This is a genomic window from Brevundimonas sp. SORGH_AS_0993 (genome assembly GCF_030818545.1).
Classification (GTDB): domain Bacteria; phylum Pseudomonadota; class Alphaproteobacteria; order Caulobacterales; family Caulobacteraceae; genus Brevundimonas.
In genome coordinates, this window is record NZ_JAUTAH010000001.1 from 668,931 (window position 1) to 691,096 (window position 22,166).

19 protein-coding genes, 2 tRNA genes and 1 pseudogene are annotated in these 22,166 nt (G+C 67.8%); 19 read left to right on the plus strand and 3 right to left on the minus strand.

All coding sequences use genetic code 11. The features are described 5' to 3' along the window. The first annotated feature begins 28 nt into the window (after positions 1 to 28). The 12 genes and pseudogenes from trbB (at position 29) to QE389_RS03360 (ending at position 11,949) form a co-directional block, all read left to right on the plus strand. Positions 29 to 994, plus strand: a complete 966-nt coding sequence (trbB, locus tag QE389_RS03305; protein ID WP_307368890.1) for a P-type conjugative transfer ATPase TrbB — start codon at positions 29 to 31, stop codon at positions 992 to 994. Continuing rightward, positions 991 to 1,353, plus strand: coding sequence for a TrbC/VirB2 family protein (locus QE389_RS03310; RefSeq protein WP_307364642.1), 363 nt, complete (start codon positions 991 to 993; stop codon positions 1,351 to 1,353). The genes trbB and QE389_RS03310 overlap by 4 nt, the downstream gene beginning before the upstream one ends. Beyond that, positions 1,350 to 1,607, plus strand: coding sequence for a VirB3 family type IV secretion system protein (locus QE389_RS03315; RefSeq protein WP_307364644.1), 258 nt, complete (start codon positions 1,350 to 1,352; stop codon positions 1,605 to 1,607). Before QE389_RS03310 ends, QE389_RS03315 begins: the two co-directional genes overlap by 4 nt. Then, positions 1,601 to 4,102: a conjugal transfer protein TrbE gene (trbE, locus tag QE389_RS03320; RefSeq protein ID WP_307364646.1), complete on the plus strand. Its 2,502-nt coding sequence runs from the start codon at positions 1,601 to 1,603 to the stop codon at positions 4,100 to 4,102. The genes QE389_RS03315 and trbE overlap by 7 nt, the downstream gene beginning before the upstream one ends. Continuing rightward, the gene (gene trbJ, locus QE389_RS03325) at positions 4,099 to 4,818 is read left to right on the plus strand and encodes a P-type conjugative transfer protein TrbJ (RefSeq protein WP_307364649.1); all 720 of its coding nucleotides are present in this window, start codon (positions 4,099 to 4,101) and stop codon (positions 4,816 to 4,818) included. Before trbE ends, trbJ begins: the two co-directional genes overlap by 4 nt. 10 nt (positions 4,819 to 4,828) lie before the next feature. Next, positions 4,829 to 6,265, plus strand: a complete 1,437-nt coding sequence (gene trbL / locus QE389_RS03330) for a P-type conjugative transfer protein TrbL (RefSeq protein WP_307364651.1) — start codon at positions 4,829 to 4,831, stop codon at positions 6,263 to 6,265. Then, positions 6,266 to 6,943 (plus strand): annotated as a pseudogene (trbF, locus tag QE389_RS03335) (conjugal transfer protein TrbF); the annotation flags it as partial. It abuts the gene before it with no gap. A 149-nt stretch (positions 6,944 to 7,092) separates the two neighbouring features. Continuing rightward, complete coding sequence (gene trbG, locus QE389_RS03340; protein WP_307364653.1) at positions 7,093 to 8,103, plus strand: P-type conjugative transfer protein TrbG; 1,011 nt, start codon at positions 7,093 to 7,095, stop codon at positions 8,101 to 8,103. Then, positions 8,100 to 9,380 (plus strand): TrbI/VirB10 family protein, encoded by a 1,281-nt coding sequence (locus QE389_RS03345; protein WP_307364655.1) that lies wholly within the window; start codon positions 8,100 to 8,102, stop codon positions 9,378 to 9,380. Before trbG ends, QE389_RS03345 begins: the two co-directional genes overlap by 4 nt. 10 nt (positions 9,381 to 9,390) lie before the next feature. Then, positions 9,391 to 9,606 carry a DUF2274 domain-containing protein gene (locus QE389_RS03350; RefSeq protein WP_307364657.1) on the plus strand — a complete coding sequence of 72 codons (216 nt, stop codon included), beginning with the start codon at positions 9,391 to 9,393 and terminating at the stop codon, positions 9,604 to 9,606. 3 nt (positions 9,607 to 9,609) lie between these two features. Further along, positions 9,610 to 9,942: a DUF736 domain-containing protein gene (locus tag QE389_RS03355; RefSeq protein ID WP_307364659.1), complete on the plus strand. Its 333-nt coding sequence runs from the start codon at positions 9,610 to 9,612 to the stop codon at positions 9,940 to 9,942. A gap of 450 nt (positions 9,943 to 10,392) precedes the next feature. Beyond that, positions 10,393 to 11,949, plus strand: coding sequence for a recombinase family protein (locus QE389_RS03360; protein WP_307364661.1), 1,557 nt, complete (start codon positions 10,393 to 10,395; stop codon positions 11,947 to 11,949). On the opposite strand, the gene QE389_RS03365 is transcribed toward QE389_RS03360, so the two are convergent. Then, positions 11,935 to 12,009, minus strand: a tRNA-Asn gene (locus QE389_RS03365). The two genes, QE389_RS03360 and QE389_RS03365, sit on opposite strands and share 15 nt — an antisense overlap. A 62-nt stretch (positions 12,010 to 12,071) precedes the next feature. Between QE389_RS03365 and QE389_RS03370 the strand changes: the two genes are divergently transcribed. Then, entirely contained in the window at positions 12,072 to 12,887 is an 816-nt protein-coding gene (locus tag QE389_RS03370; protein WP_307364663.1) for an RNA methyltransferase, read from the plus strand. 66 nt (positions 12,888 to 12,953) lie between these two features. On the opposite strand, the gene QE389_RS03375 is transcribed toward QE389_RS03370, so the two are convergent. After that, a tRNA-Cys gene (locus tag QE389_RS03375) sits at positions 12,954 to 13,027 on the minus strand. Positions 13,028 to 13,161: 134 nt separating this feature from the next. Between QE389_RS03375 and QE389_RS03380 the strand changes: the two genes are divergently transcribed. The 5 genes from QE389_RS03380 (at position 13,162) to QE389_RS03400 (ending at position 19,814) form a co-directional block, all read left to right on the plus strand. Continuing rightward, positions 13,162 to 13,791: a protein-L-isoaspartate O-methyltransferase gene (locus QE389_RS03380; protein WP_307364665.1), complete on the plus strand. Its 630-nt coding sequence runs from the start codon at positions 13,162 to 13,164 to the stop codon at positions 13,789 to 13,791. Positions 13,792 to 13,927: 136 nt separating this feature from the next. Beyond that, entirely contained in the window at positions 13,928 to 15,463 is a 1,536-nt protein-coding gene (locus QE389_RS03385) for a TolC family outer membrane protein (RefSeq protein ID WP_307364667.1), read from the plus strand. A 145-nt stretch (positions 15,464 to 15,608) separates the two neighbouring features. Continuing rightward, positions 15,609 to 16,208, plus strand: a complete 600-nt coding sequence (locus QE389_RS03390) for a DUF2497 domain-containing protein (protein ID WP_307364668.1) — start codon at positions 15,609 to 15,611, stop codon at positions 16,206 to 16,208. A 122-nt stretch (positions 16,209 to 16,330) separates the two neighbouring features. Continuing rightward, positions 16,331 to 19,060: a valine--tRNA ligase gene (locus QE389_RS03395; RefSeq protein WP_307364671.1), complete on the plus strand. Its 2,730-nt coding sequence runs from the start codon at positions 16,331 to 16,333 to the stop codon at positions 19,058 to 19,060. A gap of 13 nt (positions 19,061 to 19,073) precedes the next feature. Continuing rightward, entirely contained in the window at positions 19,074 to 19,814 is a 741-nt protein-coding gene (locus tag QE389_RS03400) for a TlyA family RNA methyltransferase (RefSeq protein ID WP_307364673.1), read from the plus strand. 121 nt (positions 19,815 to 19,935) lie between these two features. On the opposite strand, the gene QE389_RS03405 is transcribed toward QE389_RS03400, so the two are convergent. Further along, positions 19,936 to 20,610, minus strand: a complete 675-nt coding sequence (locus QE389_RS03405) for a glycine zipper 2TM domain-containing protein (protein WP_307364674.1) — start codon at positions 20,608 to 20,610, stop codon at positions 19,936 to 19,938. 307 nt (positions 20,611 to 20,917) lie between these two features. Between QE389_RS03405 and QE389_RS03410 the strand changes: the two genes are divergently transcribed. Continuing rightward, entirely contained in the window at positions 20,918 to 22,162 is a 1,245-nt protein-coding gene (locus QE389_RS03410) for a class I SAM-dependent RNA methyltransferase (protein ID WP_307364676.1), read from the plus strand. The last annotated feature ends 4 nt before the right edge of the window (positions 22,163 to 22,166 follow it).

Below are 22,166 nucleotides of genomic sequence, written 5' to 3' on the forward strand. Positions count from 1 at the left end.
TCCCGTCGCCTTCGACCGCCGCCGCGCCATGCTCCGCACCGCCATGGGGCCGGCGATCGCCGCCGCCCTGGCCGACCCCGCCGTGATCGAGATCATGGTCAATCCGGACGGCGCGCTCCGGCTCGACCGGCTGGGCGAAGGTCGCGTCGAGACCGGCGTGATCCTCTCGCCCATGGATGTGGAACGGATCGTTCGCCTGGTCGCCGATCACGTCCGCGTCGAAGTCCATGCCGGCGCCCCGATCGTTTCGGCCGAACTGCCGACCCATCCGGACGGAGCCGGGGGCGAGCGGTTCGAAGGCCTGCTGCCGCCGGTCGCGAGCGCGCCCTGTTTCGCCATCCGCAAGCCTGCGGTGAAAATCCACCGTCTGACCGACTATGTCGCCGAGGGTCTGATCGCGCCGGTTCAGGTCGACCTGCTGCGCCGCGCCGTGGTCGACCGCAAGAACATCCTGATCGCCGGGGGCACCTCGTCGGGCAAGACCACCTTCGCCAACGCCCTCCTGGCAGAGATGGCCCACCTCGACGAGCGCATCATCCTGATCGAGGACACCCGCGAGCTGCAATGCGCCGCGCCCGACACGGTGGCGCTCAGGACCCGGCCCGGCGTCGTCGGCATGGCCGACCTCGTCCGCTCCACCCTGCGGCTGCGTCCCGACCGGATCGTCGTCGGCGAGGTGCGCGGCGCCGAGGCTTTGGACATGCTGAAGGCGTGGAACACCGGCCATCCCGGCGGGATCGCCACCCTGCACGCCAACTCGGCCCACGCCGCCCTCTACCGGCTCGAACAGCTGGTCGCCGAGGGCGTCGTCACCGTGCCCCGCCGGCTGATCGCCGAAGCGATCGACCTGGTGGTGTTCATCCGCGGCCGGGGAACCGGGCGCCGGATCGAGACCGTGGCCGAGGTCGGCGGTCTCGACAGCGACGGCGGCTACGCCGTCACCGACCTCAATCCCCCTCAGCTCAAAGCCCTTCTCAAAGGAGACCTTCCATGACGTCCCTTCAGTTTGCCGTTCTTAAGGCCCGCAACCGCCTTCCCGAACTTCGGCGTCTCGCCGCCGCCAGCCTCCAACTGGGGCTTGTCCTCGGCTTCGCGGCGACCGCCCACGCCGCCGGCTCCGGCATGCCATGGGAAGAACCACTGCAACAGGTGCTGGAATCCGTCCAGGGCCCCGTCGCCAAGATCGTCGCGGTGCTCATCATCATCACGACGGGCCTGGCCCTGGCCTTCGGCGAGACCAGCGGCGGCTTCAGAAAGCTGATCCAGATCGTCTTCGGTCTCTCGATCGCCTTCGCCGCGTCGAGCTTCTTCCTGTCCTTCTTCTCCTTCGGCGGGGGAGCGCTGATCGCATGAGCATCGAGGGCTTCGAGGTCCCGCTGCATCGGGCGCTGACCGAGCGGATCCTGCTCGGCGGCGCGCCGCGCGGCGTGGCGATCCTCAACGGCACGCTCGCCGCCGCCCTGGGCCTCGGGCTCCAGCAATGGATCGCGGGGCTGATCATCTGGCTCGCCGGACACAGCCTCGCGGTGTTCGCCGCCAAGCGCGATCCCGATTTCGCCGCCATCGGCGCGCGTCACCTCCGCCAGAAGGGGTGGTGGTCATGCTGAACCTGCGCGAATACCGCCAGACCGCCGACCGGCTGGCCGATCATCTGCCCTGGGCCGCGCTGGTCGCGCCGGGGGTCGTTCTGAACAAGGACGGCGGGTTCCAGCGCACCCTGCGCTTCCGCGGTCCCGATCTGGAATCCGCCACCGAAGCCGAACTGGTCTCGGTCTGCGCCCGCGCCAACAACGCGCTGCGCCGCCTGGGTTCGGGCTGGGCCCTGTTCTTCGACGCCGAACGCATCGAGGCGCTCGGCTATCCCGACAGCGCCTTCCCCGATCCGGCCTCCTGGCTGGTCGACGAGGAACGGCGAGGGCATTTCGACGGGCGACGGGGCGAGCACTTCGAGAGCCTCTGCCACCTGACCCTCTATTATCTGCCGCCCGCCGATCAGGTCAGCCGGGCCGAGCGGGTCTTGCTGGAGCGCGATACGCCCGAGCCCGGCCGCGATTGGCGCCAGGAACTGCGCGCCTTCGTCGCCGAGACCGACCGGCTGCTGGATCTGTTTTCCGGCTTCATGCCCGAGGTCCGCGCGCTCGACGACGCCGAGACCCTGACCTTCCTGCACGGGAGCATTTCGACGCGGCGCCATCCGGTCGCCGTGCCGGAAACACCGATGTATCTCGACGGCCTGCTGGTCGACATTTCGCTGTCGGGCGGGATCGAGCCGATGCTGGGCGATCGGCACCTGCGCACGGTGACGATCCTCGGCTTCCCCAACGCCACCCGACCCGGCCTCCTCGACGCCCTCAATCATCAGGCCTTCGACTATCGCTGGGCGACCCGGTTCATCTGTCTCGACAAGACGGCCGCGAACAAGGCGCTGACGCGCATCCGTCGTCAGTGGTTCAACAAGCGCAAGTCGGTCGTGCAGTTGATGCGCGAGGTGATGACCAACGAGCCGGTCCCGCTCACCGACAGCGACGCCGACAACAAGGTGGCGGACGCGGACCTGGCCCTACAGGCATTGGGCGGAGACCATGTCGCCTTCGGCTATCTGACCACCACCATCACCGTCAGCGATGAGGATCGGGCGGTCGCCGAGGAGAAGGTCCGCATCGTCGAGCGTATCGTCAACGGCCTCGGCTTCACCTGCATCCGCGAGTCCGTCAACGCCGTCGAAGCCTGGCTCGGCAGCCTTCCCGGCCATGTCTACGCCAACGTCCGCCAGCCGCTGGTCCATACGCTGAACCTGGCCCATCTGATGCCGCTGTCCGCGGTGTGGGCCGGGCCGGCGCGTAACGACCATCTCGACGGGCCGCCGCTGCTCCATGCGGAAACCTCCGGCGCGACGCCGTTCCGGCTCTCGACCCATGTCGGCGATGTCGGCCACATGCTGATCGTCGGCCCGACCGGGGCGGGCAAGTCGGTGCTGCTGGCGCTGCTCGCCCTCCAGTTCCGCCGCTACGCCGGGTCGCAGGTCTATGTCTTCGACAAGGGGTTTTCGGCCCGGGCCGCCGTCCTCGCCATGGGCGGGGAGCATCACGCGCTCGGCGACGGCGGCGCCGACGAGGGCGCGCTTTCCTTCCAGCCGTTGCGGGACATCGACGACGCCGCCGAACGCGCCTGGGCCGCCGACTGGATCGTCGGGCTGCTGGCCCATGAGAAGGTCACGGTCACGCCCGAGGTTAAGGACGCCCTATGGTCGGCCCTGACCAGCCTCGCCGGCGCGCCCAGGGAGGAGCGAACGCTCACCGGACTGTCGGTCCTGCTTCAGTCCCATGCACTGAAGGCGGCTCTTTCGCCCTGGACGCTGGAGGGACCGTTCGGCCGCCTGCTGGACGCGGCCGAGGACCGTCTGACCCTCTCGGACGTCCAGTGCTTCGAGACCGAGGTCTTGATGAACACCGCCAGCGTCGTCCCGCCGGTGCTGAACTACCTGTTCCACCGACTGGAGGCGCGGTTCGACGGGCGGCCGACCCTGTTGATCCTCGACGAGGCCTGGGTGTTCATCGGCAACCCCGTCTTCGCCGCGCGCATCCGCGAATGGCTCAAGGTGCTGCGCAAGAAGAACGTCAGCGTCGTCTTCGCGACCCAGAGCCTCGCCGATATCGCCGACAGCGCCATCGCGCCCGCCATCGTCGAAAGCTGCCCGCAGCGCATCTTCCTCGCCAACGACCGGGCGATCGAGCCCCAGGCGCGCGCCGACTACGAGCGGTTCGGCCTCAACGACCGCCAGATCGAACTGATCTCCCGCGCCACGCCCAAGCGCCACTACTACCTCCAGTCCCGGCGCGGCAATCGCCTGTTCGAACTGGCGCTGGGTCCGATCGCCCTGGCCTTCACCGGGGCGTCCGATCCCGCGACCCAGACCTTGATCGACGATCTCCTGCGCGAGGAGGGGCCGGACCAATTCTGCGCCGCCTTCCTCGAAGCGCGGGGGCTGTCCTGGGCCGCCGACCTCCTGCGCGGGGGCGACGGCGCTCCGCCCGGAACCAGACAGACCGGCGATGTCGCCGGCGCCGTCCCGCCCTCTCAAAAGAAGGATTTTCCCCTGTGAATCGCAGACTCATGCTCGCGGCCCTGATCGCTACGGGAGGCGGGGCCGTCCTCCCGGCGACGCCCGCCGCCGCCCAGTTCAAGGTGTTCGACCCGCTCAACTATACGCAGAACGTCCTGACAGCGGCGCGAACGCTCCAGCAGATCAACAACCAGATCAGCAGCCTTCAGAACCAGGCGACCATGCTCCAGAACATGGCGCGCCAGCTCCAGCGGCTGGACTTCTCCTCGATCAACCAGATCACCCGCTCGATGCAGCGCATCGACACCCTGATGACCCAGGCGCAAGGGATCGCCTTCGACATCGCCTCGACCGACGACGCCCTCAGGGATCGCTTCCCGGAGGTGTTCGACGCGGCGATGTCCACGAACGCCATGATGCAGCAGGCGCAGGTCCAGCTTCAGGCGGCGACCCAGGCCTTCCGTCAGACCATGCGGGTCCAGGCCCAGGTGGTGGAGAACATCCAGGCCGACGGTCCCTTGCTGACCGAACTGGTGTCACGCAGCCAGGGCGCGACCGGGAGCCTCCAGGCGCAACAGGCGACCAACCAGCTGCTCGCCATCTCGGCCCGCCAGCAGCTCCAGCTCCAGGCGATGATGGCGGCGCAGTATCGCGCCGACGCCATCGAACAGGAGCGCCAGCGCCAGGTCATGGAGGCGGCCCGCGAACGGACGCGCCGCTTCGTCGGCTCGGCCAACGCCTACACCCCGCATTGAGGCGACCTTTATGGACCCGGCCCCGGACCTCAACATCATCGACCGTTTCATGGCGGCCTTCGTCGCCTACATCGATTCAGGCTTCGGCCTGCTCGGCGGCGATGTCGCCTTCCTGACCACGGTGCTGATCGGCATCGACGTGACGCTCGCCGCCCTTTGGTGGGCGATGGACGCCGACCGCGACATCCTGGGCCGGTTCCTCAAGAAGATCCTCTATGTCGGCGCCTTCGCCTTCATCATCTCCAACTTCCAGCGGCTCGGCGACATCGTCTATCGCAGTTTCGCCGGGCTGGGGATCACGGCCGGCGGCGGCGGCCTGTCCGCCGACGACCTGCTCAAACCCGGCAAGCTCGCCAGTGTCGGCTTCGAGGCCGCGCATCCGTTGATCAAGGCGATCGAGGACATGCTCGGCTTTCCCGAGGTGTTCGGCAATCTCCTGTCCGTGCTGATCCTGCTGATCGCCTGGCTGCTGGTGGTCCTGGCCTTCTTCGTCCTGGCGATCCAGCTCTTCATCTGCGTCATCGAGTTCAAACTGACCACCCTGGCCGGCTTCGTGCTCGTGCCCTTCGCGCTGTGGAACAAGACCAGCTTCCTGGCAGAACGGGTGCTCGGCAACGTCGTCTCCTCCGGCCTGAAGGTCATGGTTCTGGCGGTGATCGTCGGCATCGGCTCGGGCTTCTTCGAAAGCTTCATCGCGGCCGGCGACGGTGAGCCGGACGTCGCCTCCGCCATGACCCTGGTGCTCGGCGCCCTGACCCTGCTGGGCCTGGGCGTCTTCGGTCCGGGCATCGCCACCGGCCTGATCTCCGGCGCGCCCCAACTCGGCGCGGGCGCGGCCGTCGGCACGGTCGCCGGTGCGGCGATAATGGGCGCAGGCGGCGTCGCCCTCGGGGCGCGCGCGCTCGGCGCGGCGGCGTCCGGCGGAATGGCGGCTATGCGCGCCGGGACCGCCATGGGGTCGGCCGCGCAGGCGTCCTACCAGCTCGGGGCGGCGACGTCGGGCGCGTCCGGCGCGGGCGGCGTCGCGGCCGGACTGGGCGGCGTCGCGCGCGCCGCCGGAGGAGCGGCGATCCAAGGTGCGCGCGGCATGGCGAGCCGTGCGTCGGCGTCCTTCCGCGACAGCGTCCAGCGTGGCCGCGACGCGGCATGGACCGCCACTGGCGGCGCGCCTCGCGGCGGGGCCGGAGGGGGAGAGCCGCCGAGTGGTGGCGCCGGTTCCGGCGATGGCGGCCCGGCGCCGACCGGCGGACCCTCGGGTTCCCCGACCGGGGGCGCCCCAGGGGGCGTTCCGAGCGGAGCGGCCCCGGCGCCGGAAGGCCCGCCCGCCTGGGCGCGGAAGATGCACGCCGAACAGACCGCCCGTCATCGCCGCCAGATGCTCATCCACACCGTCAAGGACGGCGATCGCGGAGGCGTAGCCGCCAACCCCAGCCTCAAGGAGGACTAGATGCTCTTTAAACGCTCCCTTCAACGCTACGGGCGAACGCCCGCACCGGAGACGCCGCACTGGCGTGCGGGCCAGCTCTGGGACGATCGGATCGGTTCCGCCCGCGTCCAGGCCCGGAACTGGCGGCTGATCGCCTTCGGCTGCCTCTGTCTCTCGGGCGGTCTGGCCGCGAGCAACATCTGGCAGTCGATGCAGAGCCGCGTCGCCCCCTATGTGGTCGAGGTCGACCGGCTGGGCGAGGCCCGTTCGGTCGCGCCTGCGATCCAGAACTACAAGCCGACGGACGGGCAGATCGCCTGGCATCTCGGCCGCTTCATCACGGACGTCCGCTCGGTCTCCACCGACCCGGTGCTGGTCAAGAAGGCCTGGCTCGACGCCTACGACTTCACGACCGACCGCGCGGCCCTGTTCCTCAACGACCATGCCCGCGCCGACGACCCGTTCGGCCAGATCGGTCAGCGCAGCGTCTCGGTGCAGGTGACGAGCGTGGTCCGGGCCTCGGACCGCAGTTTCCAGGTGAAGTGGGTCGAACAGACCTATGAGCGCGGAAGCCTGGCCCGCACCGAACGCTGGACCGCCATGCTGACCGTCGTGATCCGGCCGCCCCGGACCGCCGACGCCCTGCGCCGCAATCCGCTCGGCCTGTTCGTCGACGCCATCGACTGGTCACGCGAGCTGGACCCGGTCGCGACCGCGACGGGGACAACATCCGAGGCGGCGGACAGACGGTCGGCTCAGCGGGAACCGGCGGGAGCCGTGTCGGAGACCGCGATGTCGCAGACGCCCACGCCCGTCGATCCCATCACCCGTCCCGAAGGAGATAATCCATGATCCGTCTCACCATGGCCGGGGCCTCGGCCCTGGCGCTCGCCGCCTGCGCCGGCACGACCCCGCCGCCCGCCATTACCTACGACGCCGCCGACTTCAAGCCGGCGGTCGCCGTCCCCGAGCCGCCCCGGCCGGTCGAGATCGTCGAGGCGCCGACGCCCCTGCCGCTGCCTGGGCAGTTGCAGCCCGCACCGTCGGGGCGCTCTCGATCCGTCCGAACGGAGGCCGGACTGCCGACCGCCCGCGTGGAGGCGGCCAACCGCGCCGCGACCCAGGAACCGTCGAGCGCGGGCTACATCAACGCCGTTCAGGTCTATCCCTGGACCGAAGGCGCGCTTTACCGGCTCTACGCCGCCCCCGAGCGGGTTTCGGACATCGCGCTTCAGCCAGGGGAACGGTTGGTCGCAGTCTCGGCGGGGGACACCGTGCGCTGGGTGATCGGCGACACGACCAGCGGCGTCGGCGATCAACAGCGCGTCCATGTTCTGGTGAAGCCGTTCGCTGCCGGTCTCTCGACCAATATGGTCATCACCACAGATCGGCGGGCCTATCATCTGGCGCTGCAGAGCACCGACACGACGGCGATGGCGGCGGTGTCCTGGACCTATCCGGCGGACCGACTAATGGCGCTCCAGCGTCAGAACGCCCGCGCCGAGGAGACGCGCCCCATCGCGGACGGCGTCGCCCTGACCAATCTGCGATTCCGATATGTGATCACCGGCGATCGTCCGCCCTGGCGGCCGGTGCGCGCCTGGGACGACGGCTCCAAGGTCTATATCGAATTCCCCGGACGCCTCGACCAGGGCGAGGCCCCGCCGCTGTTCGTGGTCGGTCCGCAGGGCGACGCGCAGCTGGTGAACTACCGCGTCAGCGGCAACCACTACATCGTCGATCGGCTGTTCGCCGCCGCGGAGCTGAGGCTGGGCGAGAACCCGCAGCAGGTGGTCCGGATCGGCCGAACGGACATCGCCAACGAGCGGGTCGCTCAGGGCCGGAGGGCGCGGCCATGACCGACACGCCCGACGATCCCACCGGGCCGGTCACGGCGGCTCCCCCGAGCGCGACGCCGTCGAAAGAGCCGGCGGAGGCCCTGACCCTTCGGGCCGCCCCGCGCCGCATCGTCCGCTTCAAGCGCGGCGTGGTCATCGGCGGCGCGGCGACGGGCGCGCTTGCCATCGCCGGCGTCGCCTGGATGGCCTTGGGGCCGAGCGCGATCCACGTCGTCGATCAGGCCGACGAGGGGGTGATCGCAGATCGCCGCACGCCGCCTGACGCCGTCGCCAATCTGCCCGGCGACTATGGCGCGACCCCGAAGCTGGGTCCGCCGCTGCCCGGCGATCTCGGGCGACCCATCCTCGACCGTCAACGCCGGCTCGAACCCGAGGCGGCTCGGGGAGGCGGGGCGGCATCGACGACGCCACCCCGAATGACGCCGCAGGAGCAGGCGGCCGAAGCCGAGCGCCAGCGTCTCGCCGCCCAGGCCAATCAGGCGCGCGAAGCCGGCGTGGTTGTTCAATCCTCCGCGCGCACCGCAGCGCCGGTCGCCGCCGTGGCCGACGTCCCGGCTGTGCCGACGCAGGATGCGACGGCGGCGCCCGATGGCGGCGGCCGTCTCGCTCTTGATCCCGAGCGCGATCCGAACGGCCAGCAGCGCAAGCTCGACTTCATCGACCAACGGGCCGGGGATGGCGTCTACAACAGCCATACTCTCCAGACGCCGGCTTCGCCCTATCAACTGATGGCCGGCAGTGTCATCGCCGCCAGCCTGATCACCGGCCTGAACTCGGACCTGCCGGGGCTGGTGACGGCCCAGGTGACGGAGACCGTCCATGACACCGTGACCGGGCGGATCGTTCTGATCCCTCAGGGCTCGCGGCTGATCGGCAGCTACGACAGCGTCGTCGCCTTCGGGCAGAACCGGGCGCTGGTGGTCTGGCGGCGGATCATCCTGCCGGACGGCTCCTCCATCCAGATCGACAACTTGCCCGCCACGGACGCCGCCGGTTACGCCGGGCTGGAGGATCAGGTGGATCACCACACCTGGCGTCTCCTGAAAGGCATCGGGCTCGCCACGCTCCTCGGCGTCGGCACGGAACTGACGATGGACGACGAAAGCGACCTCGTGCGCGCCGTGCGCGAGTCCAGCCAGCAGTCCGCCAGCCAGGCCGGGCAACAGCTCGTCAACAAGAACCTCAACATCCAACCCATCCTCCGGGTCCGTCCCGGCTGGCCGCTGCGCGTGATCGTCCACAAGGATCTCGTGCTGCGTCCGTGGGCGGGCCGATAGGAGGAGCCCCATGCTCAAGCTCGCCAAACTGCCCGATCGGACGCCGGTGAAGATCACCATCACCGTCATGCCCGATCTGAACCGAGCGCTGTCGGATTACGCCGCCGTTTACAAGGAAGCCTATGGAGAAAAGGCCGAGGTCGCGGATCTGATCCCGTTCATGCTCGACGCCTTTCTTGCCGCGGACAGGGAGTTCGCCAAGGCGCGCAAGGACCGGGGGGCGTGAGCGATGGCCGATGTATTCAAGCCGGCCAAGCGCGGCGGTTGGGAGGGCCGTATCCATACCCTGACCATTGATCGGAAGGTGCGCCTGGTGCCGAACGACAACCGCAGGAGCGAGCATGCGCCTGAATACATCGTGCTTCTCGGCTGGACGCGGGTCGGCGAGGCGTGGGAGGCGCGTTCAAACGGCGACCCGCCACGAGACTATCTGCGCGTGCAACTCCGTGATCCGACATGGTCCGCGCCGCTCAAACTGGCGCTCTTTCCTGCGCCGGACGGATTGTCAGCCGCACTTGTCTTCAACGCAATGTCGCAACGCGAGGGCGATCGAGATGGCTGACGACGTCCCGAAACCTCAATTGGGCCAGAGCGACGCCGGTCGACCCAAATCCCGGGGAAGTCACTTTTCAGATGGCCTTGCGAAGCAGGCCCAGGAAGTATTCTCCGCGCGTTTGGGGCGACCACTGAGTGAAAATGAGGCTCGTTCCATGCTTGCTAATCTGACGGAGTTCTATCGAACATTGGCCCGGTGGCATCGCGACCAGAATAAACAATAGAACAGAATCGCACTACGCGGTGTCCATCACAGATAGCGCCTAAACCGACGCCTTTTTATGGCCTTGCGAAGAGGGTCGATAATTCGGTTGGCGCCTGAATCGGGCAGACCTATACTAGGGCTTGCTCCGGCGAGGGGCGATCCATGAGCCGCACTGCATGAAGTCGCGCTAGTTCCGCTCTCCCGTCGTCGAGCACAGACACGAGTGCGATCGTGTGGGTATGGAGCGAGGTCATGGGCGCAAAGAGAAAGCAGAGCAGTATTGCGGTCACTGAGGATCTGAAGCGCGCAGTGATGTATGCGCGCGTATCCTCGAAGGAGCAGGACCGAGAAGGTTACTCGATCCCGGCGCAGACGAAATTGATCAAGGATTACGCCCTGGTGAACGACCTTCAGGTCGTCGGGGAATATGTCGATGTCGAAACCGCCAAGCAGAGCGGCCGGACCAACTTCGACAAGATGCTCGCATACCTGCGCAAGCATCCGAACGTGCGGACGCTGCTGGTCGAGAAAACCGACAGACTCTACCGCAACCTCAAGGATTGGGTGACAGTCGACGATCTGGACGTCGAGATTCACTTCGTCAAAGAGGGCGTCGTCCTCTCTCGGGATTCCCGGTCGTCTGAAAAGTTCATGCACGGCATCAAGGTGCTGATGGCGAAGAACTACATCGACAACCTCTCGGAAGAGACACGCAAGGGCATGCTTGAGAAGGCGGAGCAGGGGCTCTGGCCGACCTTTGCCCCCATCGGCTACCTCAATACCGTGGGAGTGGATGGGAAGAAGATCGTCACGGTCGATCCCACGCTCGGCCCGATCGTCCAGAAGCTTTTCGAGTGGTATGCAAGCGGTGGCTACTCGCTGAAGGACGTCTCGGCAAAGGCTCGGCGCGCCGGACTTGTCTATCGAAAGAGCGGCGCTCCCATTGGCGCCAGCACCGTCCACAAGATGCTGCGAAACCGGGTGTACACGGGCCGGTTCGAGTGGCTTGGGAAGATCTACACGGGTAGCCACCAGCCACTGGTTTCTGAAGAACTATGGGGCGCGGTACAGGATGTGCTCGACGGCCGAAACGCCGCCAACATTCGTGCCAACCCCAAGGATTTTCCGTTCTCGGGCCTGCTGACCTGCGGCCATTGCGGCTGCGCGCTCGTGGGGGAGATCAAGAAGCAGAAGTACATCTATTACCACTGCACGGGGTTCAAGGGGAAATGCGGAGAGCCCTACGTCCGGGAAGAAGCGCTGGCGGAGCGTTTCACGCACCTGTTGAGCCAGCTGCGACTCGACGAGAGCATTTTCACGATGATTCGAACCGCGCTGCACGAAAGCCTCGCGGATGAGAGCCGGGAGCAGAGGCAGGCGATCGAGAGACTGCGCGCCGAAGCCGACCGGCTACAGAAGCGAATCGAGGCGATGTATGCCGACAAGCTCGACGGCAAGATCGGTGAAGGCTTCTACCGGCGAATGCAGGCGCAATGGCGTGACGAGCGTGATCGCTGCCTGAGGGACATCGAACGCCATCACGAGGCCGACGACTCGTACATCGACGCCGGCGTTACGCTCATCCAACTTGCGAAAGATTCGCACCTAATCTTCGAAAAAGCGACAGCAGGAGAGAAAAGAACGCTGCTGAATCTGCTACTTTCGAACTGCTCCTGGGCCAACGGCGAACTCACCGCGACTTTCAAGGAACCGTTTGATTTTCTTGCAGAACACATCGCCCAAACTGCATCCACCGCAATCTCGGAAGGACCTGAAAAAGGTCAATCCGAGCGGTGGCTCCGCGGGTAGGATTCGAACCTACGACCAGCCGATTAACAGTCGGCTGCTCTACCACTGAGCTACCGCGGAACTGCTCGGGAGGCGGGCCTATAGCAGCGGCTCTTGGATTCGTGCAACGGGAAAAACGCGCCATGAATCAGATAATCGTCTCCGACCCCGCCGACCCCCGTATCGCCGCCTTTCGCCACATCCGGGAGCGCGACCTGACGGGCCGCGAGGGTCTGTTCATCGCCGAGGGCGAGGTGGTGGTGCGGGTTCTGACCTCGTCCGCCTCGCTTTGCCGGCCGCGCGCCCTGCTGCTGGCAGAGAAACGAGCGGCCGGCTTGGTCGACGTGATCGCCAGGCTGACGGACCAGACGCCGGTCTATGTCGCCAGCCAGGCCGTGTTGGACCAGATCGCGGGCTTTCCGCTTCATCGCGGCATCCTGGCCCTGGGCGAAAAGCCAAAGCCTGTGACGATGGAAGCCTGTCTCGGCGATCTGCAAAGGGACGATATCTTCGTCGTCGCGGCCGGGATCGGCAATCACGACAATATGGGCGGCCTGTTCCGCAACGCCGCCGCCTTCGGGGCCAAGGCGGTGCTGCTGGACCAGACCTGTTGCGATCCCTTCTACCGCAAGGCCATTCGGGTTTCGGTCGGGGCGGTTCTGCGGACGCCGTGCTTCGCCGGCGGTTCGACCCTGAGTTCGATAGAGGCGCTGGAGGCCGCCGGGGTGGAGGTGCTGGCCCTGACCCCGTCCGCGAACCAGCCCCTGGCCCAGTATCGCCGCAAGGGCCCCGTGGCCCTGCTTCTGGGTTCGGAGGGGCCGGGCCTGCCCTCCAACGTCATCGCCCGGTGCACGGCCGTCGGCATTCCGATGGCAGGCGGATTCGATTCGCTGAACGTCGCCACGACCAGCGCGGTGGCCCTGCATCATCTGACGACGCCCGCCCTGTCCGGCGGGTAAAACGACCGGCGGCCGAAACGAAAAGGGCGCGAACCCTGCCGTCCGCGCCCTTTGCCGTGTCTGCGATGGAGGCCTGACCGGGAATCGAACCCGGGTGCAAGGATTTGCAGTCCTCTGCGTCACCACTCCGCCATCAGGCCGCTTTTGACCCCAAATCCTCGGGGGGCGGTCATCGCGAGGGGCGTTCGCTATCAGATCGGATTGTCCGCTGCAACGCACGGACCTATAAGCGCGCCAGAATTCCTCCCGGATACTCGTCAAAGGCTGTTTACAGATGGATTTCACCGCAGCGCGCAAGGCCATGGTCGACTCTCAGGTGCGGGTGAACGACGTCACCAACCCTGATATCCATCTGGCCATGATGGAGGTCCCGCGTGAATCGTTCTGCGCCCCGGACCGCGCCTTCGCCGCCTATTCCGATGAGGCCGTGACGATCGCGGGCAATCGCCGGCTGATGCCCGCGCGCGATGTCGCCAAGCTGCTGCAGGCCGCCGCGCCGAGGGCAGGGGAGACCGCTCTGGCCCTTGCCGGCCCCTATGCGGCCGCCGTCTTGGCTCGTCTGGACCTGAAGGTCACGGCCCAAGAATCGGATGCGGCGGTGTTCGAGGTGATCGGGTCCGCGCTGGAGGCCGAGGGCGTTCAGACGGTCGTCGCGCCGCTGGCCCAGCCCAGCGGCCAGAACCTGGATCTGATCGTCAGCGAAGGCGGGATCGCCGATCTGCCACGGGCCTGGGGCGACGCCCTGCGAATCGGCGGGCGCATGGTCCTGGTCGAACGTCGCGGCCCCGTCGGCAAGGCGGCGCTGTTCATCAAGGACGAACACGGCCTGTCGCGCCGCGAACTGTTCGATTCGTCGCCGGCGGTCCTTGCCGAACTGACCTCGGCGCCCACCTTCTCGCTCTAGGGCGACGCCAAATCTTGCGACGGGCTTTTCGGCCCGCTGCGTGAAAAAAACTTAACTGGCGTGTGGCGCTGTCAGGCTCCAGTTACGCTGGTGAACATTCAGGCGTCCCGTCATGGGCGCCGGTCAAGGACGAACGATGTTGAAACGCTCGCGTGTGCTGGCTTCGGCCGCAATGGTCGCTCTCGTGACGGGGCTGGGCGCGCCTGCCTGGGCCGAAACGCTGAAGGACGCCATCGCCCTGGCCTATCAGACGAACCCCAATCTGCTGGCTCAGCGCGCCAGCCAGCGGGCGCTGGACGAAACGGTCGTCCAGGCGCGTTCGGGCCTGCGCCCGACGCTCAGCGCCTCGGCCGGCGCCAGCTACACCCGCAGCGATTTCCCGCCGGTGACGCAGTTCGTCGACACGAACAACGACGGCGTGCCCGACACCCAGATCACGACTCGCTCGTCCGAAAGCAAATCGGGCAATGTCGGGGTCAGCCTGTCGCAGAACATCTGGACCGCCGGCCGGGTCGCCCGCGCCATCGACGAAGCCCAGGCCGGCGTCCTGGCCGGGCGCGAGAACCTGCGCAACGTCGAACAGTCGGTGATGCTGTCGGTCATCCAGGCCTATGTGAACGTCAACCGCGACATGCAGATTCTGGCCATCCGCCAGGAGAATCTGAACGTTCTTCAGCGTCAGCTGGAAGAGACGACCGCCCGTTTCGAGGTGGGCGAGATCACCCGCACCGACGTGGCCCAGGCCGAGGCGTCCCTGGCCCAGTCGCAATCGGACCTGGCGAACGCCCAGGCCCAGTTGTCGACGTCGCGCGCGGCCTATGCCGCCGTGGTGGGCCAGTCGCCGACCGAGCTGGAGGCTGCCCCGGCGCTGCCCGCCATTCCGACCGACTTCGATGCGGCGGTGGATACAGCGCTGCAACGGAACCCCGGCGTCCTAGCCGCCGCCTATCGCCAGCAGGGCGCCGAGGCGGCCGTGGCGGCGGCGCGCGCCGAGTATCTGCCCTCCATCCGGGCCACGGCCTCCTATGGCGGCGCGACGAACGACCTGCGCGACCTGGGCGAACTGGCAGACCGCCGCAGTTTCAACGCCGGCGCCACCCTGTCGGTGCCCCTGTTCACCGGCGGCCTGAACCGCTCGCGCGTCGCCCAGGCTCTGGAACAGGCCAACGCCGCCCAGATCAACGTCGAGGGTCAGCGCCGCGAAGTCCTGCAAAGCGTCAGCGCGGCCTATGCTCAGGTCCTGTCGGCCCGCGCCGGCGTGGCGGCGGGCGAAGAGGCCGTGCGCGCCGCCTCGGTCGCGGCCGAGGGCGTGCGTCATGAGGCGCAGGTCGGACTGCGCACCACCCTGGACGTGCTGAACCAGGAAGTGACCCTGCGTGCGGCTCAGACCGGCTTGGCCAACGCCCGCGCCGCCGAGTACGTCGCCCGCGCTTCGCTTCTGGCGGCTATGGGCCAGCTGGAGGGGCCGGCGCTGAACCCCGATGTCGAGGTCTATGACGCCAAGTCGAACTTCGACCGGGTTCAGGGTCGCGGCGCCCTGCCGTGGGATGGCCTGGTCGAGACGCTGGACCGCGTGGCCTCTCCGCCCATCGTCGGCGCCGTCGATGCGCCCGACGCGCCGGTCGACGCCCAGTTGAAGGGCGAAGCGATGCGCACCGCCCCGCGCAACTGATCGTCTCCCGGCGGGTCCGCAGGAAAACGCCGTTGATTCCCGCGAGCGTTGGTGCGACGACAAGGCTCTGTCGTCGGACGGTTCCGGCTGTTCGGCGGCGGCCCGCAGGCATCGTTCTTTCAATGGTCTCGTCCAAGGCTGCCCCATGACCGATCAATCCGCCCAGGAACCGACCATGGAAGAGATTCTGGCGTCGATCCGCCGAATCATTTCCGAAGACGAAGCGCCGGCCGAAACGGCGGCTGAGGCCACCGAGGCGCCGGTCGCCGAGCCCGAAGCCGCGGCTGAAGCTGAGACCGTCGCCGCCGAATCCCCTGTCGAAACGCCTCCAGCCGAGGCGCCGCATGCTGATGACGACGTGCTGGAACTGACCGACCGCTACGAGGCGACGGCGACCATCGGCGACCTGGACGTGCTGGAGCCGACGCCCGAGCCGACCCCGGTCCCGTCGGTCGAGGCGGCATCGACGTCGGCGCCTGCCCCGTCTTACGATTCCCTGGTCGGCGACAGCGCCGCCGCCAGCGCCGCATCCGCCTTCGCGGGCCTGGCCGCCAGCTTCAAGAAACCCGAGCCTGCGCCCTCCGCCCCGACCCATGACCTGCCCTTCGTCAGCGGCAACACGGTCGAGGCCATGGTCGCCGAGATGCTGCGCCCCCTATTGAAGGACTGGCTGGACGCCAATCTTCCCGGCATCGTCCAGGCCGCGGTGCAGAAGGAAGTCGAACGCATCGCGCGCAGCGCCTAGCCCTTCGCTTCAGCCCAGACTAATCCGAGGGGCGGCTCCTGAAGGGGCCGCCTTTCTGCATTTTCGATATGCTCAAGGAGCGACGCGCCGCGCGCGGAGCGTTAGCAACAAAGAAGTCCCCCATGCTCGAGAAGACCTTCGAACCCCAGGCCGCCGAACCCCGCCTGTACGCCCAGTGGGAAAAGAGCGGCCTGTTCGCGCCCCGCACGGAAGGGGCCGGGAGCGCCTATTCGATCGTCATTCCCCCGCCGAACGTGACGGGCAGCCTGCACATCGGCCATGCGCTGAACAACACGCTTCAGGACATCCTGGCCCGCTATCACCGGATGAAGGGCAAGGCGGTGCTGTGGCTGCCGGGCACCGATCACGCGGGCATCGCCACCCAGATGGTGGTCGAGCGCCAATTGGCCGCCGCGGGCAATGTCGGACGGCGCGACATGGGCCGCGACGCCTTCATCGACAAGGTCTGGGAATGGAAGGCCGAGAGCGGCGGGACCATCGTGCGCCAGTTGCGCCGCCTGGGCGCCAGCTGCGACTGGTCGAGGGAACGCTTCACCCTGGACGAGGGGTTGAACGCCGCCGTCCGCAAGGTCTTTGTCCAGTTGCACAAGGAAGGCCTGATCTATCGCGACAAGCGGCTGGTGAACTGGGACCCGCATTTCCAGACCGCGATCTCGGACCTGGAGGTCGAGCAGCGCGAGGTGGACGGCGCCTATTGGCACTTCGCCTATCCGCTGGCCGACGGCGTGACCTATGAGCACCCCATCGCCTTCGACGAGGACGGCAAGGCGACGGAATGGGAGACGCGCGACTTCATCGTCGTCGCCACCACCCGGCCCGAGACCATGCTGGGCGACACCGGGGTGGCGGTTCACCCCGAGGATGAGCGTTACGCGGGGCTGGTGGGCAAGTTCGTGACCCTGCCGATCACCGGCCGCCGCATCCCCATCGTCGCCGACGACTACGCCGACCCGACCAAGGGTTCGGGCGCGGTGAAGATCACCCCGGCGCACGACTTCAACGACTTCGGCGTCGGCAAGCGGGCCGGATTGGCCGCCCTGAACGTGCTGGACGCCTTCGCCCGCATCGTCGCCGAGGACGTGCCGGAAATCCCCGCCGATCTGGTGGGCCTGGACCGTTTCGCCGCGCGCAAGGCCATCGTCGCCCGCGCCGAGGCAGAGGGCTGGCTGCGCGAGATCGAGAAGACCCGCCACGTCGTCCCTCACGGCGACCGCTCCGGCGTGGTCATCGAACCGTGGCTGACCGACCAGTGGTACGTCGACGCCAAGGTCCTGGCCCAGCCCGCTCTGAAGGCGGTCGAGCAGGGCGACACGGTGTTCGAGCCGAAGTCCTACGAGAAGATCTATTTCGAATGGCTGCGCAACATCGAGCCGTGGTGCATTTCGCGCCAGCTGTGGTGGGGCCACCGCATCCCGGCCTGGTATGGCCCGAACGGCGAAATCTACGTCGCCGAAACCGAGGCGGACGCCCGCGAACAGGCGATGACGGACTATGATTCCGAGGTCGCCCTGACCCAGGACGAGGACGTTCTGGACACCTGGTTCTCCTCGGCCCTGTGGCCGTTCTCGACCATGGGCTGGCCCGAGAAGACCGAGGATCTGGCGCGGTTCTATCCGACCAGCGACCTGGTCACGGCGGCGGACATCATCTTCTTCTGGGTCGCCCGGATGATGATGATGGGCCTGCACTTCATGGACGGCGAGGCTCCGTTCAAGCGGGTCATCATCAACGGTCTGGTCCGCGACGAGAAGGGCCAGAAGATGTCGAAGTCCAAGGGCAACGTCATCGACCCTCTGGGCATCATCGACGAACTGGGCGCCGATCCGTTGCGCTTCACCATGGCCATCCTGTCGGGCACGCGCGACATCAAATTGTCGAAGCAACGCATTGAAGGCTATCGCAACTTCGGCACCAAGCTGTGGAACGCCGCCCGCTTCAGCCAGATGAACGAGGCGCGCCGTGTCGAGGGCTTCGATCCCGCGACCGTCGAACAGACGATCAACCGCTGGATCCGGGGCGAGCTGACCAAGGCCGAGCGTCAGGTGTCCGAGGCCATCGAGGGCGGGCGGTTCGACGATGCGGCGGGCGCGCTGTATCGCTTCGTCTGGAACGTCTTCTGCGACTGGTATCTGGAACTGGCCAAGCCGGTCTTCCAAGGCGGCGATGAAGCCGCCAAGGCCGAGACACGCGCCATGACCGCCTGGACGCTGGATCAGACGCTGAAGCTGCTGCACCCGGTCATGCCCTTCATCACCGAGGAGCTTTGGGCCGAACTGGGCAAGGAAGGCCCGGCCCGCGACGGTCTGCTGATCGGCGCCGAATGGCCGGTGTTGCCGGACGCCTTCATCGACCCGGCGGCCGAGGCCGAAATCGGCTGGCTGGTCGATCTGGTCGGCGAAATCCGCGGCCTGCGCGCCGAGATGAACGTGCCGCCGTCGGCCAAGCCGCCGCTGGCCTTCGTCGCGCCCGACGCCGTGACGGCCGAGCGGATCGCGCGGCACCGCGACCTGATCCTGACCCTGGGCCGGGTGTCGGAGGTCGGATCGGCAGAGGCCGCGCCGACCGGGGCCGTGACCTTTGTTTCCGGCGGATCGACGGCGGCCCTGTCCCTGGCCGGAATCATCGACCTGACGGCCGAACGGGCGCGGCTGGAGAAAGAGATCGGGGCTTTCGACGCCGACATCGGCCATGTGAACAAGAAGCTGGGCAACCCCAATTTCGTCGCCCGCGCCGCCGCCGAGGTCGTGGACGAACAGCGCGCCAAACTGGCGGAGGCGGAAGCCGGCAAGGCCAAGCTGCAGGCGGCGTTGAAACGGCTGGAGGCCCTGTGATCCGGCGGGCCGGGTGAAGAGCCGCATCGACCAGCTGCTGGTCGCGCGGGGCCTGTTCGACAGCCGGTCGCGAGCGCGGGCCGCCATCGAGGCCGGGCTGGTCAGGGCCGACGGCGTCGTGGTGCGAAAGCCGTCCGAAGCGGTGGCCGACGACGCCGTTCTGGACGCCCGGCCCGCGCACCGCTGGGTCGGGCGCGGCGCGCTGAAGCTGGATCACGCCCTGACGCTGTGGCCCATCGCCGTCGAAGGCCGGATCGCGCTGGACGTCGGCGCTTCCACCGGCGGCTTCACCGAGGTGTGCCTGGATCGCGGCGCGGCCAAGGTGTTCGCCGTGGACGTGGGGTCGGGTCAGATGCATCCGACCGTCGCCGCCAACCCTCGCGTCACCAATCTGGAGCGGACGGATGCGCGCGATCTGACGCCGGCGCTGATCCCGCAGGCGCCGTCGTTGATCGTCTGCGACGCCAGCTTCATCAGCCTGATCAAGGTGCTGCCGGCCGTTCTGGATCTGGCGGCGCAGGGGGCGGACCTGATCACCCTGGTGAAACCTCAGTTCGAGGCGGATCGGCCTGGCACAGGCAAGAAGGGGGTGGTCAAGGACCCCGCCGCCCACGCCGCAGCGGTCCAACGGGTGCGGGACTGGCTGGAGGCCGCAGGCTGGGCCGTGCAGGCCACGACCGTAAGCCCCGTCACCGGCGGCGACGGCAACGTCGAGTTCCTGCTGTGGGCCACGAAGCCCGACCGAGAACCTTGACCCTGAAACACGGGCTCAAGTGGCGCGAAGCGCGGTGGCCTGCCCGAACGATGAGAAACCGCCGGGGGATTTCTCCTCCGGCGGCTCCCGTCACGTCGTCGATCGACAGGGGGGCTGATAATTAATCGACGACGCGATAGCGGCCGTACTGGTCGGGGCAGGTGCGGACGTAGCGGGTGTCCGTGCGACCATCGGGCAGACGAATGCGGCTTTCCGCCAGGCGGCATCCGTCGGTGTTCTGATAGTTCCCCACCGGGCGGTCGTTATAATAGCCGCCCCGGTCGTAGGCGTAGTCGTCGCGGCGGTCGTAGCCGTCGTAGCCGTAACCCTGATCGCCGGAGTAGCGGTTATCGTAGTAGCTGTAGGTCGGCTCGCTGTAGCTGGGCGTATAGCCGTAGCCCTGGCCGTAGTAGCCATTGGAGCCGTAGCTTTGATAGCTGCGGCAGGCGTCGGAGCTGGAACGACCGACCTGAGAGCCGACCACGGCGCCCAGCACGCCGCCCAGAATGCTGCCTTCGGTGCGACGACCGCGCGCGGCCAACTGCGAGCCGATGACGGCGCCCGCGCCGCCGCCGATCACCGCACCCGCGCCGGTGCGGCCCTGCCGTTCACGGGCGCAGGGATCGTAGCCATAGCCGCGGTTGGAATAGTCATAGGACGGGCCATAGGCGCCCGTGCCGTAGTTCCGCGCCTGACCGTAGCTGTAATAGGTCTGGGCCGAGGCGGCGAGCGGCGCTGCGGTGACGCCCAGAGCCAGGGCGGCGACGGCGGCCAGCGATGTTTTCGAGATACGCATATTCCAACCCCTTCGAGGACCGGACCAATTCCGTAACCGCATAACGGCGAAGCCTCGTGTCTGTTGCAAGGATGATTAATGCGGCGAAGCTGAACGGGATTTGAGCGGTCTGTTCATCTTCGTTCATCTTTGTTGGGCCTACCGCGCTCCGCTCTGCTTGCGGCAGACGTTCGTTTTGGCCTACCGCGCTCCGCGCTGCTTGAGGCCGAGGTTTGTTTCGCCTACCGCGCTTCGCGCTGCTTGAGGCCGGGGTTTGTTTGGCCTGTCGTGCTTGGCGCGCCGGGGAGGCGGGGCTAGAAGCGCGGCGATGGAGACCTTCAGGATCGACCGCATCGGCGGGCAGGGCGACGGGATCGCCGAAACGCCGAACGGGCCGGTCTTCGCCAGCCTGACCCTGCCCGGCGAGACCGTGCGGGGCCGGGTCAGCGACGGTCGGCTGGAAACGGCCGAGATCGTCGCGCCCAGCGCCGACCGGATCGCGCCGGTGTCGCCGCAATATGGCGACTGCGGCGGCTGCGCGCTGCAGCACTGGGCGGCCGAACCCTATCTGGACTGGAAGCGCGAGCAGGTCCGACTGGCCCTGGCGCGAGAGCGGGTCGAGACCGAGATCGAGCCGACAGTGGCCGTGCCGTCGGGCACGCGGCGGCGGGTGGCCCTGCATGCCCGACGCGGCGAGGACGGTCGGGCGATCCTGGGGTTCAAGGCGCGTCGGTCGTGGCGGTTGGTCGAGGTGGTCGCCTGTCCGGTCGCCGATCCCCGCATCGTTCAGGCGATCCCGGCCCTGCGTCGTCTGGCGGACGCCTTTCTGGAGCATCCGAAGTCGGCCCCGACCCTGCATGTCACCTGGACGCTGACGGGGTTGGACGTGGATGTAACGGGGGTGGAGCGCCGATCCGGCGGCGGCCCGTCGGGCGATGCCCGCAGCCGGGCCGTCGCGGCGGCCCAGGCGGCCGATCTGGCGCGGCTGAGCCTGGCCGGAGAAACCCTGGTCATGGCGCGCCAGCCGAAGATCGCCTTCGGTCCGGCGACCGTCGCGCTGCCGGCCGGGGGTTTCCTGCAGGCCGTGCCGCAGGCGGAGGACGCCATGGTGTCGCGCGCCGTGGCCGCCGTGAAGGGCGCCAGAAAGGTCGCCGATCTGTTCTGCGGCGCCGGGACCTTCACCTTTCCGCTGGCGACGGTCGCGCCGGTGATCGCCGCCGACGCCTCCAAGGCCGGGATCGACGCCCTGAAGGCCGGGATCAACACGGCCAAGGGGATGAAGGCCATCGCCGCCGAGGCGCGCGACCTGTTCCGCCGTCCCCTGACGCCGTTCGATCTGAAAGGGTGCGAGGCCATCGTCTTCGACCCGCCGCGCGCCGGAGCCGTCGAACAGACGGCCCAGATCGCGGCCGCCAAGGCGGGCGTCGTGGTGGGGGTGTCATGCAACCCCCAGACCTTTGCACGGGATGCGCGGGTTCTGATCGACGCCGGGTTCCGGCTGGAGCGGGTCACGCCCGTGGATCAATTTCTCTGGTCGGCCCATGTGGAGCTGGTCGGCGTGTTCAGACGGTAGGCGA